Annotated in this window: 2 protein-coding genes; both read left to right on the forward strand. The window is 55.7% G+C overall.

Annotated features, from left to right (window positions below):
• Window positions 1–2: 2 nt before the first annotated feature.
• Window positions 3–12,749, forward strand: coding sequence for a non-ribosomal peptide synthetase (locus C4S74_RS14930; protein WP_258042491.1), 12,747 nt, complete (start codon window positions 3–5; stop codon window positions 12,747–12,749).
• Between the two features lie 23 nt (window positions 12,750–12,772).
• Window positions 12,773–20,737, forward strand: a complete 7,965-nt coding sequence (locus tag C4S74_RS14935; RefSeq protein ID WP_103996091.1) for a non-ribosomal peptide synthetase — start codon at window positions 12,773–12,775, stop codon at window positions 20,735–20,737.
• Window positions 20,738–20,823: the final 86 nt, after the last annotated feature.

The following is a 20,823-nucleotide window of genomic DNA, read 5'->3' on the forward strand; positions in this document are numbered from 1 at the left end:
GGATGAAGGTGGAACAATTTCAGACACTGATTGACGTTATCCGGGACAGGGGAGACAAAAACTCCAGAGGCATTACCTTTATTAACGGCGACCAGAACGAAGAAAATATTACTTACGGGGAACTGCTTGAAGACGCGCTTGGCGTCCTTCACCATCTCCAAAGCTCGGGCATGAAGGCAGGCGACGAGCTTCTTATGCAAATCGACGATAACAGGTCTTTTCTGAATGTGTTCTGGGGATGCCTGCTGGGGGGAATTATCCCGGTACCGGTAACGGTCGGCAATAATGACGAGCACAAGATGAAGCTGTTTAAGATATGGGATACGCTGAACAATCCTTACTTGATTACCGAAGGAAAAGCGTTGGAGCATCTGGAAAAATACGCTCTTCAAAATGGTAAAGAGGATGTGTTCGAAAAAGTCAGGGAAGCGTCACTTTTTAGCGATAAAGTACATTATTCCACTGGGGATAAGGGGGTTATTCACGAGTCTAAAGCATCCGATCTGGCGTTTATCCAGTTTTCGTCAGGTTCGACGGGCGATCCGAAAGGGGTCATGCTGACCCACGAAAATCTGATTTACAACACGCGGGATATGGCCGTTGAAACGGAGATGGGAGAAAAGGATGCCTATCTCGGCTGGATGCCGCTTACGCATGATATGGGATTGATCGCTTTTCATCTGACCTGCGTCATGGCTAACTCCAGGCAGCTGATTATGCCGACCGCTCTGTTCATCCGGCGTCCGTCTCTGTGGATGAAGAAAGCGTCGGAGCATAAGGTTACCCAAACCTGCTCGCCTAACTTCGGGTACAAATTTTTCCTGGCGCAGTACAAACCGGAAAATGCGGCGGACTGGGACTTGTCCCGGCTGCGTTTGATTTATAACGGGGCAGAGCCGATATCCAGCGAGCTTTGCGACGTGTTTATGGAGACGATGAGCAAACACGGCCTGAGAAGTACGGCCATGTTCACCGTTTACGGCATGGCTGAGGCAAGCGTAGGAATGTCTCTCCCGCCACTGGAAGAAAATTTCCGGCGTCTTCATTTGGACCGGGAGCACCTGAACATCGGCGAAAAGGTGGTCCAGATCGATGCTTCGGACAACCGCTGCTTGACGTTTGTGGACGTCGGTTATCCGCTGCGGAGCAGTTACATCCGGATTTGCGACGACGAGAACCGGCCGCTGGACGATTATGTGATCGGCAATATACAAATCCGCGGAATGAACGTGACGGCCGGCTATTACAACAACCCTGAGGCGACCGCCAAGGTTATGACTCCGGACGGATGGCTCATCACCGGCGACCTCGGCTTTATGCGCGAAGGACGGCTTGTGATTACGGGCCGGGCCAAAGATATCATTTTTGCGAACGGGCAAAATGTGTATCCTCACGACATCGAACGCGTTGCGGAAGAAGTGGAAGGCGTGGAGCTCGGCAAAGTAGCCGTTTGCGGCGCTTACGACCCGGCGGCCCGCCAGGACCGGATTATCGTTTTTGTGATGCACACGAAAAAACTCGAAGATTTCGCCCCTCTGGCCAAACGGCTCAAAGGTCACTTGAATTTTCGGGGAGGGTGGGACATTCAAGCGGTTCTCCCCATCCGGCGCATTCCGAAAACGACCAGCGGAAAAGTGCAGCGCTACAAGCTTGCCCAAGACTATACGGCCGGTAAATTCGACGAGACGCTTGCGGGGCTCCAGGAAATTTGGGAGCAGGAAAAGCAGCGTGCGCGGGCGTCCGTCATTCCGCGCAGCGTAGCGGAGCAAAAGCTCCTGGCCATCGTCAAGCAAATTTTACAGGTCCAGGAAGTCGATACGGACGAGAGTTACTTCGATATCGGGGCCAGTTCCCTCCAGCTCGTTCAAATCGTGGAAGAGCTTGAAACGCAGCTTGGCGTTCAAGTTTCCGTGACGGACTTTTTCTCTTATCCGACGATTTCAAAACTTGCCGCTTTTATTGCGCAGGGGGAAACGGCCGAAGACTTTGAGCAGGGCCAGAGCCCGGGCGCTTCAGCTCCGGAAACCGACGGGGATATCGCGATTATCGGAATGTCCGGAAAGTTTCCGCAGGCGGATAATCTTCAGCAGTTCTGGACGAACATCTCCGAGGGACGCGACTGTATCGCCCCGTATGGCGAGAAAAGGAGAAAGGATGCCGAAGCGTTCATTTCTCATTTGAATACGGAAGGCCGCGATTTGTCGATGGCGGAAGGCGGCTATCTGGACGAAATCGATACGTTCGACTATTCGTTCTTTAAGCTGACGCCTAGGGAAGCCTCTCTGATGGACCCGAACCAGCGGCTTTTCCTGCAAACCGTATGGAGCGCAATCGAGGATGCCGGCTACGGCGGCTCCAATCTTTCCGGCCGGCGAGTAGGCGTTTACGTCGGATTTTCGAAAACCAGCTTCGAATACGAGCGGCTGCTGTCCGAAGTGTCTCCGGCTTCTCTGCCGAATTTCGCGATCGGAAATTTGTCTTCGATCATTTCCAGCCGGATTTCGTATCTGCTTGATCTTAAAGGACCTGCCGTTACGGTGGACACTGCATGCTCGTCCTCGCTGGTCGCCGTTCATCTGGCCTGCAAAGCGATTCTGAGCGGAGACTGCGACATGGCGCTGGCGGGCGGCGTAAAAACCATTCTGCTGCCGCTTAAGGCGGGTATCGGCATGGAGTCCTCCGACGACCGTGCCAGAGCTTTCGACGACAGTTCGGACGGCACCGGCTGGGGTGAGGGCGTGGGCGTCGTTTTCCTGAAACCTCTCGGCAAAGCGATCAAAGACAAGGACAACATCCTTGCGGTGATCAAGGGAAGCGCGATTAACCAAGACGGAAGCACCGTGGGCATATCGGCTCCGAACGCGTCCTCCCAGGCGGATGTCATTTCCCAGGCGTGGCGCAATGCGCGGATCGATCCCGAGACGGTGACATATATCGAAGCGCACGGAACCGGCACCAAACTCGGCGATCCGGTCGAAATCGACGGAATCGGGAAAGCTTTCCGCAGAAGGACGAAGCGCAAACAATTCTGTGCCATCAGCACGGTAAAATCCAATATCGGACATTTGTATGAAGCGGCCGGTATCGCGGGATTGATCAAAACCGTGCTTTCCCTTCAGCATAAGCAGATTGCCCCGTCCGTTCATTACCGGGTGCCGAACCGGAAAATCAGCTTCGAGGAATCACCGGTTTACGTGAACAACCGTTTAAAAGAATGGGTGACCGACGGCGTTCCGAGAAGATGCGGAATCAGTTCGTTCGGCTTCAGCGGAACCAACTGCCACGTCGTGCTGGAAGAGTACAACGGAGCTCCGGAAGTCACGCCGGCGGCTTCTGCGGATAACGGAGGTTCCGAAAGCGGCGTTCCGCTGCTGCTCACCCTGTCGGCCAAGACAGAAGAGGGGTTGCAGGAGCTTATCCGGGACTACGACAAGCTTTTTGCCGGAACGGACGAGCTTGACATGCCGGCCGTATGTTACACGGCGAGCACGGGCCGCAGCCATCTGACCTACCGGTTGGCGGTGACGGCGGCGGACGGAGCCGAATTAATGCAGAAACTGCAGCGCCTTCACAGGGAAGGCAAAGGTTCGGACGGCGTTTATATCGGCAAAACGGACAGCACTCAGACGCACCAATACACGCAGCCGGGGAATCTCGCCGATCTTGTGCCGGAAGCTGTGCAGGAACTCGCCCGGCAGTATGTCCAGGGAGCTTCCATAGACTGGAAGGCCCTGTATGCCCAAAGCTCATTCCGAAAAGTATCCCTTCCGACATATCCGTTCCAGCGCAAAAGATGCTGGATCGACGTTCCCGTCAAGGCCGGACAGGCAGCATCTGCGGCGCAACCTCCGCATACAGCGCCGACGGCTCAGCCGGAACTCTATTTATCCGCAAAGGAGCAGGTGAGTGTGGTGAACGAACAGCTTCAGGCGGAAACCGTTTCCGCCCGTCACGCCGATTCCGTCCGTCAAACGCTGATCCAGATGATCGGCAACGTATCGCAGCTCAGCAGGGAAGAGCTTCAGCCTCAAACGCATTTCCTGGAGCTGGGACTCGACTCCATCAATTTATCCCAAGTCCGCCACAGCATTAAAGACGCGTTCGGACTGGATGTTCCCATGAGCGATTTCTTTGAGTCCCTCACGAACCTGGACCTGCTCACGGCTTATATCGTCGAACGGGTACCGCAGACCGAACCCGTATCCGTTGTCCGGTCCGAAGCCGCCGTGCAGGCGCCAACCGCAGAGGCAGCGGCCGCCGTTTCCCAGCGGACTGCTCTTCCGGAGCCGTACGGCTACAGCGAACAATACGCCGCTGCGGGTGCACAAGGACAGATAGTGGCAGCAGCAGCGCCAGGTCCGGTCGCAAGTATTGCCGGAAGCCCGGCATCTTCCGCGGTCGAACGCATCCTGGAGCAGCAGCTTCAGCTGATGTCACAGCAGCTGCAAGTGCTTGGCAGCCGTCCGGCTGTACAAGCGCCGCTGCCCGTACAGCCCGCAGCCGTGCCCGGCCCGTCTCCTGACGCAAGAGTCGCAGCGGCGCCGTCTGCACAGCCTGTTGCCCGGCCGCATGCCGGAACGACGCGGGAAGTCGCCGCAGCCGTCGAAACGAGACCCGCGGCTCTACAGGGAAACGGCGAAGAGCCGAAGCCTTACGTCCCTTATAAAGCGCTGGATCTGAAAGCCCGCGAATCGCTGTCGCAGAGACAGGAAAAGCATGTTCGCGAGCTGATTGAGCGGTACACGGCACGGACGGGACGCACGAAAGCTTACACCCAGCAGTACCGTGACGTGTACGCGAATAACCGCAACGTCGCCGGATTCCGTCCGCTTCTGAAGGAAATGGTATACCAGATTATTTCGGAACGCGCGGAAGGCTCCAAGCTGTGGGATCTCGACGGCAACGAGTATGTCGATCTGACGATGGGATTCGGCGTGAATCTGTTCGGGCATAATCCTTCGTTCGTTCGCGAAAAGATCGAAAGAGAGCTTGCGAACGGCATGTGCGTGGGACCGATGTCCAATCTGGCTGGCCAGGTTGCCGAATCCATCTGCAGAATGACCGGTGTAGAACGCATCGCGCTGTACAATTCCGGCACGGAAGCCGTCATGGTTGCCTTGAGGCTTGCCCGTGCGGCAACAGGCCGCGACAAAGTCGTAATTTTCGCCGGTTCCTATCACGGTACGTTCGACGGAGTGCTTGCACTGGGAAGCGCCGGAACGAACAAGGAGCATTCGACTCCGCTGGCTCCGGGCATTCTGCAAAATATGGTCGACGACATAGTCGTGCTCAATTACGGAAGCGAGGACTCGCTCGAATACATCCGTTCGCACGCTCATGAGCTCGCCGCCGTAGTGGTCGAGCCGGTGCAAAGCCGCCGGCCGGATTTTCAGCCGAAAGCTTTCCTGGAAGAAATCCGCCGTATCACGAACGAGTCCCGCACCGCCTTCATCTTCGACGAAGTGATTACCGGTTTCCGTCTGCATCCGGGCGGCGCCCAGGCATGGTTCGGCATTAAAGCGGACCTCGTCACGTACGGCAAAGTCATCGGCGGAGGCATGCCGATCGGTATCGTGGCAGGTTCTTCGGCATACATGGACGGCATAGACGGCGGAACCTGGAAATTCGGCGACGATTCTTTCCCGCAGAACGAACACCGGAGAACGTTCGTGGCGGGCACGTTCTGCCACCATCCGCTGGCCATGGCCGCTTCCCTTGCCGTGTTGAATCACCTGGAAGCCTCGGCAGGTCAAATCCAGGCGGACTTGAATGCGCGCACGGCACGGTTCGCTGAAGAGCTGAACACATATTTCGGCGGGGAAGGCGTGCCGATCAAAGTGGTACACTTCGGTTCGCTGTTCCGCTTCGTGCTCAAAGGCGACTTGGAGCTGTTTTACTATCACATGCTCGATAAAGGCATTTACATCTGGGAGGGGCGCAACTGCTTCTTATCGACCGCCCACTCGGAAGAAGATATCGCACGCATTGTGCAGGCCGTTAAAGAAAGCGTCGGCGAACTGCGGAAAGGCGGATTTCTACCCGACCGGGACCCGTCTCCGGACGATGACAATCCTTCCGGCCGCAAGCTTCCTTCGGGCCGGCTGACTGAAAGCGGTCAAGGAGAAGCGTTTCCGCTGACTCCCGACCAGAAGCAGCTTTGGTTCGCCTCCGTCTCCAACCGCAAAGATTCCCCGTCGCTCCACGAAACCGCTCTTCTGCGGTTTCGCGGAGCGCTGCGGGCCGATGCGTTCGAGCAGGCAGTCCGGCTCATCGCCGGCAGACATGAAGCTCTTCGTCTCGTCATCAGCTTGGACGGCGAAACCCAGATCGTACGGGATTCTTTGGATGTGAAAGTCCCGGTCGTAGACCTGGCGGGTTTAAATTCAACGGAACAGGAGCGTCAAATAGGGGCCTGGCTTCATCGCGAGAGCCAGACGCCATTCGATTTGGAGCGGGAGACACCGTTGTTCCGGGTTCGCCTTCTCCGTACATCGGCTGAGTCTCATACGGCCGTGTTCACTTTCCATCACCTGATTGCCGACGGATGGTCTATGGCATTGTTCGTACAGGAGCTGGAGCGGATTTATTCCGCTCTTGTCCGTCAGGAGGCTTACCGCCTGCCGGAACCGGCACCATTCAGAACATATGCCGCCTGGCAGTCCGAGCAGCTGGAAAAACCGCAAAGCGCTCAAGCGGCCGCTTACTGGAACGGACTTTTTGAGAAGCAGATGCCTGTAGTCGAGCTTCCTTCCCCCGTCCGGGGAACGATTCTTCCGACTTCAAAGGGCGGAAGGCATACGGCCGTACTGCCGGCCACGCTCGTCCAAGAACTGAAAAAAACCAGCATAAAGCTCGGAAGCAGTCTTTTTGTGACGCTGCTTTCGGGATTTCATCTTTTTCTGCACCGGTTAACGGGGCAAAACGATATTACCGTCGGGGTTCCGACGGCCGGACAGGCGCAGATGGAAGCTCCTTTTCTGATGGGGAACTGCGTCAATCTGCTTCCTGTTCTTAGCAGGGCATCCTCTGAACAGAGCTTTGCCTCTTATGCGGGGTCTGTCAAACAGAGAATGAACGAGCTGGACGCCTATCAGGCATACAGCTTTGCGGCGCTGGCTGAGCGTGGGCTTCGCAATCTGCCTGTCCTTACGGCCGTATTCAATATGGATCGTCCGCTGCCCAAGCTCGATTTTCACGGGCTCGATACGGAGCTGCTCGTCCATGATCCGGCTTACTGCAAGTACGAGCTTTTCCTGAACGTGACGGAAATTTCAAAAGAGCTGAGACTCGATTTCGATTACAATGCGGACCTCTTCCAGCCAGAAACGGTTGAAACCTGGTCCCGCTATTTCATTCGATTGCTTGAATCGATCGCCGATGGGAGCGATAAGCGCCTGCCCGAGCTGTCCCTTCTCAGTGCGGAGGAAAGCGAGAGGGTGTGGGCCAGATGGGCTCTTCACGCTGATGAGAACGGGAACTACGAGTGTATTCTGGACGCCTACAAGTATCCGGCTCCACCCGGAACGATCGGCGAAGTCTACGCGGTTTCGGGCAGGAAGGTGGAATCCCCGTCCAACCGTTTCACGAGTACCGGGAAATGGGCCTACAGTTACGCCAGCGGGGCGATCAAACGGCTAGGGAAAACATCGCGCTCTGTTCTTGTTCGCGGTCACCGAGTTTATTTGGATCAGATCGAAGAGCATTTGCTGCATACGCTTCGTCTTGAAGCATGCGCCGTAACGGCTCATTTCCACCCTGAAAATGAAACAGTCGACTATATGACGGCCTACGTTGTTGCTAACCCTTCAAAAATATGGAAAGAAATAGAAAAGTTTTCGCTGCTGCATGAAACCTTGCCGGATTATGCCATTCCACGGTACCTGATTCCGATGGCGGAGCTGCCTCTGCTGCCGGATGGAGAGATTGATTTTACGGCCTTGCCTGCGCCTTCCGGCGGCAATTTGCCGATACCCGGCAAACAAAACTTACAGGGCAGCGCGACGGATAAGCTTATTGCGATCTGGAAAGACGTGCTCGGTGCCGCTCATATAAATACCGGGGATAATTTTTTCCAGCTGGGCGGAGATTCGTTAAAAGCGACAGTTATTCTTTCACGGATAAACAAAGAATTCGGTGTTCATATCCCGCTGAGCGAGCTTTTTGCCCTGCAAACGGTCGGGGAGCTGGAGCAGTACATCACGGGCGGTTCCGGACAAGATTTCGAGTCCATTCAGCCGGTTCCGCAGGAAAAGTCTTATCCGGTTTCCTCCGCTCAAAAAAGGATGTACGTCCTTGATCAGTTGGGCGGCGGAGGAACGGCTTATAACGTACCGGGACGACTTTTTATAGAAGGGGAAGTCGACAGGGAGCGGCTAATCCGGGCCCTTCGGCAGGCGTCAGCTCGGCATGAATCGTTTCGGACCTATTTTGGGCTGGAAAACGGTGAAGTGGTGCAAAAAATCGCCGAGGAAGCGGAGCTGGATGTTCCCGTATCGACAGTACGGGCGGAAGAGATGGAGGAGCTGCAGCGGCAATTCGTCCGGCCGTTTGATCTCGGACAAGCTCCTTTATTCCGTGCTCATCTGTTCGAGCTGGAAACGGGCGGCAGTGTTCTGCTGATTGATGTTCATCATGCCGTAGCGGATGGATATTCCATGGCCGTGCTGCTGGACGAGTTCATCCAGATTTATCAAGGCAGGCTCCTGCCTCCACGGAATGTGCATTACAAAGATTTTGCGGTATGGCAGAACGGTCAGCTGGCGCAAGGGAAATTCGGCAGTCAGGAAGCTTTTTGGCTCCAGACGCTGGCAGGCGAGCTGCCCGTCCTTCAGATGCCGACGGATTATCCGCGCCCGGCTTCCCAAAGCTTTAAAGGGAACAGCTTCGTTCAGCTTCCGGACAGGAAATTGACGGAGGCGCTGTATAGTCTGGCGAAGGATAAGGAAACGACGCTGTACATGGTGCTGCTGGCCGCTTATAACGTGCTGCTGGCCAAATACTCGGGTCAGGAGGACATCATTGTCGGAACGCCGGCCGCCGGAAGAAGACACGCCGATACGGAGAGTATGGCGGGGATGTTCGTAAATACGCTGGCGATCCGCAGCAAGCCCGAGCCTTCCTTGGCTTTCGGACAATTTTTGCAAGAGGTGAAGCGCGGGTCTCTCGCGGCGTTCGAGAACCAGGAATATCCGTTTGAGGAAATTGTCGAGAAGCTTCAGTTGGTGCGGGATTTAAGCCGCAACCCTCTCTTTGATACCATTTTCAGCCTGCAAAATGTAGGTACGGACGTTGTAAAAACCGGCGGGCTTTCCTTCAAGCCGGGAGAGTTTAACACCGGCATCTCCAAAGTTGATTTCTCTTTGCACGTTACGGAGCAAAAAGACGGGCTGCTGTTTACGTGGGAGTATGCCACGGATCTGTTCGCGCGTGAAACGGTGGAGCGTCTGGCCCGGCATTATTCGGCCATCCTGGAGACGATTGCCTATTCGGCGGATATTCCGCTTGGCGAAATCCAAATGCTCACGGCTCCGGAGAAGGAGGATTTGATCACCGGGTTTAACGACACGGCAGCGGAGTTCCCTATGAATGTACCGGTCCACAAGGCATTTGAGGAGCAGGCTGCGAAAGCGCCGGAAGCTGCGGCCGTTGTTTTCGGAGACCGGAGCTTGACGTACAGGGAACTGAACGAACGCGCCGACGCCGCTGCCCGGAAGCTGCGGGAGCTTGGTATAGGGCCGGACAAGCTTGTCGGCCTCATGATGCCCCGGTCGGCCGAAATGATCATCGGGCAGCTGGCGGTGCTGAAGGCGGGGGGAGCCTATGTGCCGATCGATCCGGACTATCCCCCGGCGCGTGTACTCTACATGCTCCAGGACAGTGAAGCAGGAGTTCTGCTGACCAGCCGCAGTCTGATCGAAGGCCTGGACTACGATGGCAGCGTCCTGTTCCTTGATGAGGACGACATCTACCAGAACGAGGGTGCCGATCTGGATGCTGTAGGCATAGAGTCCAAGCATCTCGCTTACGTCATCTATACGTCGGGATCGACGGGAAATCCGAAAGGCGTCATGCTGCCGCATCGTTCCGTCATGAACTTCGTAACCGGGATGAGAGAAGTGATTGACTTCCGTCCGGACAAAAAGATCTTATCGCTAACGACCATCTCGTTTGACATATTCGTGCTGGAATCCCTCGTACCGCTCTTGACGGGAATGACCGTCGTCATCGGGGACCGCCAGCATCAGCTTGAAGCAGAAGCTCTGGGTGAGCTCATCCGCTCTCAAGAAATCGATATGCTGCAAATGACGCCTTCCCGTCTGCAGATGCTGCTAGCCAGCGAAGAAGGCAAGAAGGCGCTGGCCGGCGTAAAGGACATTATGGTCGGCGGCGAAGCCCTGCCGCATGCGCTGCTGGAGCAGCTGCAATCACTTGACGGGCTGAAGATCTACAACATGTACGGACCGACCGAAACGACCGTATGGTCCGCAGTCAGGGAGCTGACCGGGGCAGCCAGGATCGATATCGGGCGGCCGATTGCCAATACGCAGGTATATATCGTCGATGCAAATTCGAACCTGCAGCCTGTCGGTGTGCCGGGCGAATTGTGCATAGCCGGAGAAGGACTCGCGCGGGGGTATTGGAAGCGTGAAAATCTCACGGCGGAGAAATTTGTGCCCAATCCTTTTGACCCGGGAACAAAGATGTATAAAACGGGGGATCTTGCCCGCTGGAAGCCGGACGGGAACCTGGAGTTTCTGGGCCGGATCGATCATCAGGTGAAGGTAAGAGGCTTCCGTATCGAGCTCGGGGAGATAGAAAATGCTCTGATCAAGCTCCCTTCCGTCCAGGAGGCGGCCGTTAAGGTCCATGCAAGCGGCGGACACGAGGCCGTTTTGTGCGGATACGTCGTGCCGAAGCCGGATTCCGTTCTAAGCGCGGGGGAGGTCAGGGAGCAGTTAGCGAGGCAGCTGCCTTACTACTCGGTCCCTTCGCACTTTATATTCCTGGACAAGCTTCCGCTTACGCCTAACGGCAAAACCGACCGGAAGTCGCTTCCCGAGCCGGATGATCTGTTCCGTCCGGATGTGGAGTACGCTCCTCCCCGCAACGAAGTGGAGGAAGCGCTGGCCGGCGTGTGGCAGGATGTGCTGGGCCGGACCGGCATCGGGATACACGACAATTTCTTCCTCCTTGGCGGAGATTCGATCAAAGGCATTCAGGTCGTGGCCCGCATGAGGGCGGAAGGATATGCCCTGGACATCAAGCAGCTATTCGAGCATCCGTCCATCGGGGACCTCGGCGCGTACGTGACGTCGTCCGTCCGTGAAATCGCGCAAGGACACGTCGGGGGAGAAGTGGCGCTGACACCTGTACAGAACCGGTTTTTCGAACAGGGCGGTTACGAATCCGACTCGTCGCTTTCGGCGCTGCTGTTCTCGGCAGCGGGTCTGGAGGAAGACCATGTCCGTTCGGCATGGGACAGAGTGCTGGAGCAGCATGACGCCCTTCGTCTGCGTGCCGTTTTGAAAGAAGGGGAGTTGAAGCTGGAGCACCGCTCTCTGACGGAAGAACCTGCGGGACTGAGTGTCATTCGTCTAAGCGGGGACAAGTCTGATGTCCGAGCGTCCGTTGAGCGGCAAAGCAGAGAGATCGAATCGGGTCTCTCTCTAAAAGAAGGCCCGCTAGTGAGAGGCGTGCTTTTCCAGACCGGCGAAGGTGATTATCTCTTGATTGCGATTCACCGCCTTATTACCGATGACACTTCTTTTGCTGTAATTTTGGAAGATTTGGATACCGTGTACGGACAGTTAGTTAAAGGAGAAAACGTCTCGCTGCCTCTTAAAACCGATGCTTTCCTGACTTGGGCAGAGCATTTGAGAAAATATGCGGAGAATAAACAGGTGCAGACTCAGCGCGAATATTGGGCTTCGGCTGCCGCCTCCGGCGAATGGGCCGTTCCGGTTGATAGAGAACACGAGGCGGGACTTCCCCCGCTGCGAAACTCGGTCTGTGCAGTTATACCGGCGGATAAGACGAGCGAGCTGCTTACCGGGGTGAAAGATATTTATTCGATGGATGCCCGTGAAGCGATCTTATCCGCTCTGGGCAAGACATTTGGGAACTGGGCCGGCCTCAATCGCTTCCTCATCGAATTGACCGAAGACGGCAGAAAGCTTTGCGCAGACAAAAAGCTGGATTTCTCGAGGACAGTGGGCTGGTTCGATACGCAGTATCCGCTGGTGCTCGACAACTCGTTTACCGACGATCTGGCTGGCTATCTTAAGCAGGTTAAAGAATCAGTGCGTCAGGTGCCGGACGGAGGCATCGGATATGGGGCCTTGTACGATCTTGCGTCCTCACGGCAGCAGGAAGAAGGAACCGCGGCCCGGAAACATCCGCCGATCGGTTTCGTTCACCGCGAGCCTTCCGTTCCCGTATCTCCTTATTTTGATCCGCTAAACGCGGGTGAAGGAATTACAGGTGATTTACGTGCGGCACGTGAGTACGGCTGGTATCTGATAAGCACGCTCGAATCGGGTGCCCTCACCCTTCGTCTTGATTATAACGGTCATGCGTACACGGAACAGACTGCATCGGACCTGCTTCATCGCCTGGAAGAAAATTTGTATGAAGTGCTCCGTCACTGCCAGTCCAAAACCGAGCGGGAGTTGACTCCTGCCGATGTCGGGGCAAACGATCTCGATCTCGACGAATTCGAGGACATCAAACAGTTTTACGAGAGCGTATAAGGGTTGCAGAGGGGGAATTACGGATGAGTAAAGGGCTGGAAATTGAGAAAATGTCCCATTTGACACCTTTACAGGAAGGTATGCTGTTTCATGCGCTGATGAATCCCGAGTCGCATGCCTACCTGGAGCAGGTGCGGCTGTCCATACGCGGGGATCTGGATGTGCAGGCGCTGGAAAGGAGTTTTGGCCTTCTTGTAAAGCGGCATGAACCGCTCCGTTCGAATATGTATCACAAAAATGTCGCGAAACCCCGGCAAATCGTATTCAAAGACCGGGAAGCTTCCGTCGTATTCGAGGATTTGGCCGGGTTACGGGATGGTGAGCGGGACGCGAAGCTTGAATCGTTTATCCAAGCCGATAAAAACCGTCCTTTTGACATAAGCAAAGAACTGCTGGTGCGGTTAACCGTCCTTCGGACCGGCTCGCAGGAATACACGCTGCTTTTCACGTTTCACCATATTATTATGGACGGCTGGTGCATTGGCATCGTGCTCGAAGAGCTTCTGAATTACTACGAAGCCGAAAGAAACGGCAGGGAGGCAACTCTTTCCGAGGTCCGGCCCTACAGCAGCTATGTGCAATGGCTGCAAAAACAGGATCAGGCGGCCGCGTCGGATTACTGGAGAGGGCTTCTGGAAGGCTTGGAAGAACCGTCCGGATTGCCTGGTAATTCCGTGACACCGGCCGGCAGAGGCTATCTGCTCTCGGAGCGGAAGTTTACCGTCGGAGCGGATACGGCCCGCCAGCTCCGCAGCATTGCGGAAAGCAGCGGGGCGACGGTCAGCAGCTTGTTTCTGGCTGCGTGGTCGCTGATTCTCGGACGCTATAACCGGAGCGAAGATGTCGTTTTCGGCACTGTCGTATCGGGAAGACCGCCGGAGATTGAAGGCATCGAGCGGATGGTGGGCTTGTTCATTAATACGGTCCCCGTGCGGATTCCGCTGCTGCCGGACAGCACGTTTACCGGGTTGGTGAAAGAAGTTCAGCGGCAGACGGTGCAGTCACGCGGTTACGACTATTACTCACTGGCGGAAATCCAGGCTCAATCGGCCTTGAAGCAGGAACTTATCGGACATATCGTCGTGTTTGAAAATTATCCGCTTCAGGAGCTGATCGGGCAGGGAGATTTGGAAAAACGGCTCGGATTCGCCATTACGGAAGCGGATTTGGCCGAGCAGACTCCTTATGACTTCAATATCGAGGTAGAAGACGGAGATGTTTTAAACGTCACGCTTTCTTATAACGGATACACATACGGCGAAGTGGAAATTTTGAGGATTCAAGGACATTTGGAAACGGTTCTGGGCCAAGCTTCCAGCCAGTCGGAAAAACGCGTGTCCGAATTCACTCTTTTATCGGAGCCGGAGCGCCAAGAGCTTACGGAAGTTTGGAGCGGTTTCTCCGCCTCTTATCCGGTAGGTACGTTTCATGAGCTTTTCGAGGCGCAGGCGGCACAGACACCAGACAAAACGGCAGTCGTATACGAAGAGACATCGCTCACCTACCGGGAATTAAACGAGCGCGCTAACGTGCTCGCACACGTTCTCAGAAGGCAGGGCGTGAAGCCGGACAGCTTGGCGGCCGTTCTGCTGGAGCGTTCGGCGGATATGGTTACGGCGGTACTCGCCATTCAAAAAGCGGGCGGGGCTTATATTCCGATCGATCCGACTTATCCGGAAGAGCGTATCGCCTACATGCTCCGCGACAGTGGTGCGCGTGTTCTGCTTACTCAGGCAGCGCTGACCGGTCTGCTCCACGGAGCGGATTATCCCGGAAGAGTTCTCGATATACAGAGTCTTCTGGAAGCTGCGGAAAAGAATGGCTTCATAAAAGCATTGAAGCCCGGCGCGGGAGAATTTACGGGTTCAGGCGAGGGGACGAACTGGTTTTCCGGACTGAACCCGGAGGAAGCGGTAAGCAATCTTGAGACGGTCAATAAACCGGATGACCTTGCTTATGTGATCTACACGTCGGGAACGACGGGCAATGCCAAAGGCGTGATGATTGAGCACCGGCATTATGTGAATACTGCGTTCGGATACCGGTACGGGTACCGGCTGCGCGAATTCGATGTGAAACTTCTGCAAATCGCGAGTTTTTCATTCGACGTATTTGCGGGCGATCTCGCACGGACATTCGTGAACGGGGGGACGATGGTTATTTGTCCCCAGGAGGTGCGGATCGATCCTTCCGCGCTGGCAGGCTATCTGGAAAATCATCGGATTACGGTGTTTGAATCTACCCCGGCCCTTATTTTGCCGCTTATGGAGCACGTGCATGAGCAGGGGACGGATATCAGCGCCTTGAAGCTGCTGATTACGAGCTCGGACAGCTGCAGCGTGCACGATTACGGGACGCTGTTGGAGCGTTTTGCGGGAAGCACGCGGATCATGAACAGCTACGGTGTGACGGAAGCGGCCATCGATTCCAGTTTTTACGAGGAAGCTGCGGACAAGCTGCCGGAATCCGGCAACGTTCCTATCGGCAGACCGCTAGGCAATCACCGCTTCTACATCGTGGATTCCGCGCTTCGGCCTGTCCCGGCGGGTGTGGCGGGCGAGCTCTGCATCGGCGGAGATTCCGTGGCGCGCGGCTATCTCAACCGGCCTGAGCTGACGGCGGAGAAGTTTGTCCCCAGCCCGTTTGCGGGAGGCGGAAGGTTGTACCGGACGGGAGATTTGGCCCGCTGGATGCAGAACGGAAGTGTGGATTTTATCGGAAGGATCGACTACCAGGTCAAAATCCGGGGATACCGGATCGAACCCGGCGAAATAGAATCGGCCCTGCTGAAGCTCGAAGGAGTCGTGCAGGCCGTTGTCACCGACCGCACGGATTCCAGCGGGCACAAATATTTGTGCGCGTATGTTGCCGGCGATGCCGATGAGGCATGGCTGCGGAAGAAGCTCGCCGCCGAACTGCCGGGCTACATGGTCCCGGCCCACATCGTGCGGCTGGACAGTCTTCCGCTTACGCCTAACGGCAAGATTGACCGCAAGGCTTTGCCTGCGCCAAGCGGCGATCCGGCACCCGTGTCGGCTTATGCGGCACCGCGCACTCTAACGGAAGCGCAGCTCGCGGAGCTGTGGCAGGAAGTGCTCGGCGTCAAAACCGTCGGCATCGACGACTCGTTTTTTGAGCTTGGCGGGCACTCCCTCAAGGCGGTGCTGCTCATCGGCCGCATAGCGAAGCAGTTCAGCGTCGAGGTGCCGCTGCGGGAAGTTTTCGCCCATCCGACCGTACGCGGACTGGCTCCGCTTATCGCCGGGGCGGAGGAAAGCGCCTATGCGGACATAGAACCCGTCGGCGAGAAGGATTGTCATCCTGTATCGCCCGCCCAGAAAAGGCTCCTCATCATCGACCGTCTGGGAGACGCCGAGAGCGCTTATAACATGTGTGCCGCGCTGGAAATGACAGGACCGCTGGACAGAGAGCGGCTGGAAGAGGCGTTCCGGACCATGGTCGTTCGTCACGAATCTCTCCGCACGTCTTTTGCCGTGATCGACGGGGAGCCCGTGCAGCGCATCCATCAACCGGAAGCGCTGGATTTCCGGGTCTCGTACCGCGAGCTGGACTCGAACGGGCATCATGAAGCCCGAGCTGAAGCCGCCACGGCCTCGGCGGGCAGCCATATGGCAGAAGCCGATGCCGTCACGGACGGATCGCAAGACGGGGCAAATCAGCCGGATTCCGTGCTGGAATCCCTTATCCGTCCTTTTATCCGCCCGTTCAATCTGGAAGAAGCACCTCTTCTTCGTGCGGAGCTGATCAAGCTGGAAGAAGGAAGGCATTTGCTTCTGGCCGACATGCACCACATCATTACCGACGGTATTTCGATCGAGGTGTTCGTCGAGGAGTTCAGCCGTCTATACGCGGGTGAAACGCTCCCTCCGCTCCGCATCCAGTATAAAGATTTTGCTTCGTGGCAGAACGGGCAAATCACCGGAGGAGCGGCGGAAAAACAAGCCGGGTACTGGAAAGACCTTTTCGGCGGCGGTGAAGACGTGCCGGTTCTGGATATGCCGGCAGATTATATCCGTCCGGCAATCAAGAGCTTTGAAGGCGACAGTCTGACTTATGAAATCGGCAGTGAACTGACCGCAGAGCTGCATCGTATGTGCGCCCGGACAGGGACGACCTTATATATGGTGCTCCTTGCTGCCTTCAACACTCTTCTTCACAGATATACCGGGCAGGAAGACATAGTCGTGGGGTCACCGGTGGCGGGCCGTCCGCACCCCGATTTGGAAACGATGATGGGAATGTTCGTCAATACGCTGCCGATGCGGAATTTTCCCTCCGCAGATAAGTCTTTTAGCAACTTTCTGAAGGAAGTCAAAGACGGAGCGCTGCATGCTTACGAAAATCAGGATATCCCGTTTGAGGAAGTTGTCGAGCGTCTGCAGCTTCGCCGTGATGTGAGCCGCAACCCGCTGTTCGATGTGATGTTCGTGCTCCAGAACACCGGTATGAACCAGTTCCGGTTCAACGAGGTTACGTTCCGGCCGGTCGAGTTCGAGATGGGAATCGCGAAATTCGATCTGACATTAAGTGTCGAGGAATTCCCCGACAGGCTCGGCTTGTCGTTTGAATATGCAATCAAGCTTTTTAAAAGGGATACGATTGAAAAGCTGAGCCGTCATTTCCTTAACATTCTTGAAGCTGTCGTCCGCAATCCGGACGTGAATCTGGCGGATATCGAGCTGCTGACCGAAGAGGAAAGGCATACCATTATCAGTCAGTTTAACGATACGAAGGCGGCGTTCCCGGAGAACAAAACGATCCATGGTTGGATCGAAGAGCAGGCCGCGGAGGATCCGGACCGGATTGCCGTCGTTTTCGGCGACAACCGGCTCACGTACGGGGAACTGGACGAGCGTGCGAACCGGCTCGCCCGCACTCTGCGCGCCAAAGGTGCGCGCCCGGACGGGGTCATTGCCATTTTGACCGAGAGATCGGCCGAAATGATGATTGGTCTTCTTGCCATTCTTAAAGCCGGCAGCGCGTATCTCCCGATCGATCCCGCACATCCACGTGACCGGGTCGGCTTTATGCTGGAAGACAGCGGAGCGCGTACCGTGCTGACCGCATCGAAATGGGCCGGGCAGCTGCCCGCCGGGTATGAATGCATCCTGCTGGATGAGGAAAAGTCTTATCACGAAGATTTCAGTGCGCTGTCTCCCGAAGGGGCGGCAGGACCCGGAAATCTGGCTTATGTCATTTACACCTCGGGTACGACGGGTAATCCGAAAGGCGTCATGATCGAGCACCGGGCGCTGGTGAACCGCATTCACTGGATGCAGAAAAGATATCCGATCGGCCGTGACGATGTTATTTTGCAAAAAACGCCGTACAGCTTTGACGTATCCGTATGGGAGCTGTTCTGGTGGGGAACCCAGGGCGCGCGTGTCGTATTCCTGGCTCCCGGCGGTGAGAAGGAACCTCGTCTTATTGTGGAAGAAATCAAACGAAGCCGTGTGACTACCCTGCATTTCGTCCCTTCCATGCTGTCCGTCTTCCTGGATCATATCGAGCAAAACGGGCAGGAGGAAGATTTAGACTCGCTCCGTTATGTTTTTGCCAGCGGGGAGGCGCTTCAGGCCCAGCACGCCAACCGTTTCGACCGGCTGATCGGCACACCTGGCGGAGTCATATTGGCCAATTTGTACGGTCCAACCGAAGCGACCATCGATGTGACGTATTTCGACTGCCCGCCGGGTCAGCTGCTGGAGCAGGTGCCGATCGGCAAACCTATCGACAACACGGAGCTGTTCATTGTTGACGCCAAACACCGAATCCAGCCTGTGGGCGTACCGGGTGAACTTTGTCTCGCCGGTACGGGGTTGGCAAGGGGCTACTTGAACCGTCCCGAGCTGACGGCGGAGAAGTTCGTGCCGATTCCGCACCGTCCTGAGGCGAAGATGTACAAAACGGGCGATCTGGCCCGCTGGCTGCCTGACGGCAGTGTGGAATATATCGGCCGGATCGATCATCAGGTCAAAATCCGCGGCTACCGGATTGAGTTGGGAGAAATCGAAGCAAGACTTTTGAACAGGGATGAAATTAAAGAAACGATTGTATTGGACCGGACAGACGCAAACGGACAGAAATATTTGTGCGCGTATCTGGTATGCACGGACGGTGCGGAACTGACGGTTTCCGAGCTTCGCGTCGGGCTTGCCGAAAGACTACCGGATTATATGATTCCCGCCCAATTCGTTTTCCTGGATGCGATGCCGCTCACAAGCAACGGCAAAATCAACCGCAGAGCCCTCCCTGAACCGGACGGTTCGGTAAGGATGACGGCCGATTACGTTCAGCCGGAAACGGAAATGGAACATACGCTGGCCGAGATATGGCAGGACGTGCTTGGAATCAAAAAAATCGGCATACGCGACAACTTCTTCGAGCTGGGCGGCGATTCGATCAAAGCCTTGCAGATTGCCGCGCGATTGAACGCCAGAGGGCTCAAAATGGAGCTGCGGGATTTGTTCCGTCACCCGCAGATCGAGCAGGTGGTTCCTTATATCCAGGCTGTACAGCGGACCATTCACCAAGGAATAGTCCAAGGAAAGACGGAGCTTGCTCCTATTCAGCGGAGATTTTTCGAACGTCACCAAACGGACCTCCATCACTACAACCAGGCCGTTATGCTGAAAAGCAAAGAGCGTTTGAAAGAAGACCTGCTCCGCCGAGTTTTGGATAAATTGACGCTGCATCACGATGCGCTCCGCACCGTATTTCGCCAGTCGCAGGATGGCGGCGTTACAGCTGAAACGCGGGACTGGAAAGAGGGAGAGGTGTACGAGCTGCACGCCTATGATCTGACTCTCGCGCCGGAACCTGCTCTGGAAATCGGTCCGATTGCAGACAGCCTGCAAAGCGGATTCGCGCTGGACCACGGTCCGCTTATGAAGCTTGCTCTGTTCCGCACCGCGGAAAACGATCATTTGCTGATTGTGATCCATCATTTGGTTGTGGACGGAGTTTCCTGGAGAATCCTGATGGAAGATCTGGAGGATGCGTACGCAATAGCATTGGATGGCCGTACCGTTTCTCTTCCGGCCAAAACCGATTCCTACCGAGAATGGGCTTCTCGGCTGACGGAATATGCGAACAGCAGCCGCGCTCAAACGGAACTAAGCTATTGGTCGGCTATTCGTTCTCAAATGCCCGATTCGCTCCCATCCGATTATGAGGCAGTATCGGATAAAGTCGAAGACGGCAGGGACATTGAGATCGAACTAGACCGCGACAACACGGAAAAGCTGCTGAAACACGCGCAGCAAGCTTACAACACCGAAATCAACGATCTGCTTCTTACGGCTTTGGGGCTGTCCTTCCGCGAATGGAGCGGACTATCCCGAATTGCCGTCAGCATCGAGGGTCACGGGCGCGAAGAAATTCTAAAGGATGTGGATGTATCCCGTACCGTCGGCTGGTTTACCGTCATGTATCCGTTCGTGCTTGATGTGAGCAGTCCCGATGATATGGGGCATCAAATTAAGCTGGTAAAAGACGGGCTGCGCCGTGTTCCGAACAAAGGAATCGGCTACGGCATCCTCCGCTATTTGACCGAAGAGATCGATCACGGAGAGCTTCCTTTCGCTTTTGAAGAACCTCAGATCAGTTTCAATTATTTGGGGCAATTTGACGGAGACAATGACGGCGGAGCACGATTCGATCAGTCTACCTTCCCGTCGGGCAACGAAATCAGCGGCGGCAGCGAGAGAACGTTCGCGTTTGATATCAACGGGCAGGTCTCGGACGGAGTCCTACGTCTAACCTTTAACTATAACCGTCATCAGTACCGGGCCGAAACGGTCGAAAAGCTGGCCGACGGATTCAAGAGCCACCTTCTGGAACTGATTCGCCACTGCTGCGGGAAAGAGACCGCCGAGCAGAGTCCGACCGACTTCACTTACCAGAACCTGTCCATCGGACAGTTCGAGAATATGGCGGCCCAACTGGCCGGCAAGCTTAAACTATAAAAACGTTTGGTCCTCCCTGTTTCACCGCTTAAGGCGGACATATGCTTCCGGGCTGTCCTGCGGGACGGCCGGAAGTTTTAAGGAGA

Origin of the sequence: Paenibacillus sp. UNC499MF (assembly GCF_900107975.1) — a bacterium.
Lineage (GTDB): Bacteria > Bacillota > Bacilli > Paenibacillales > NBRC-103111 > Paenibacillus_F.

Coding starts and splice junctions, on each gene's coding strand:
- C4S74_RS14930 (WP_258042491.1), top strand. CDS start 3: ATGAAGGTGGAACAATTTCAGACACTGATTGACGTTATCCGGGACAGG.
- C4S74_RS14935 (WP_103996091.1), top strand. CDS start 12,773: ATGAGTAAAGGGCTGGAAATTGAGAAAATGTCCCATTTGACACCTTTA.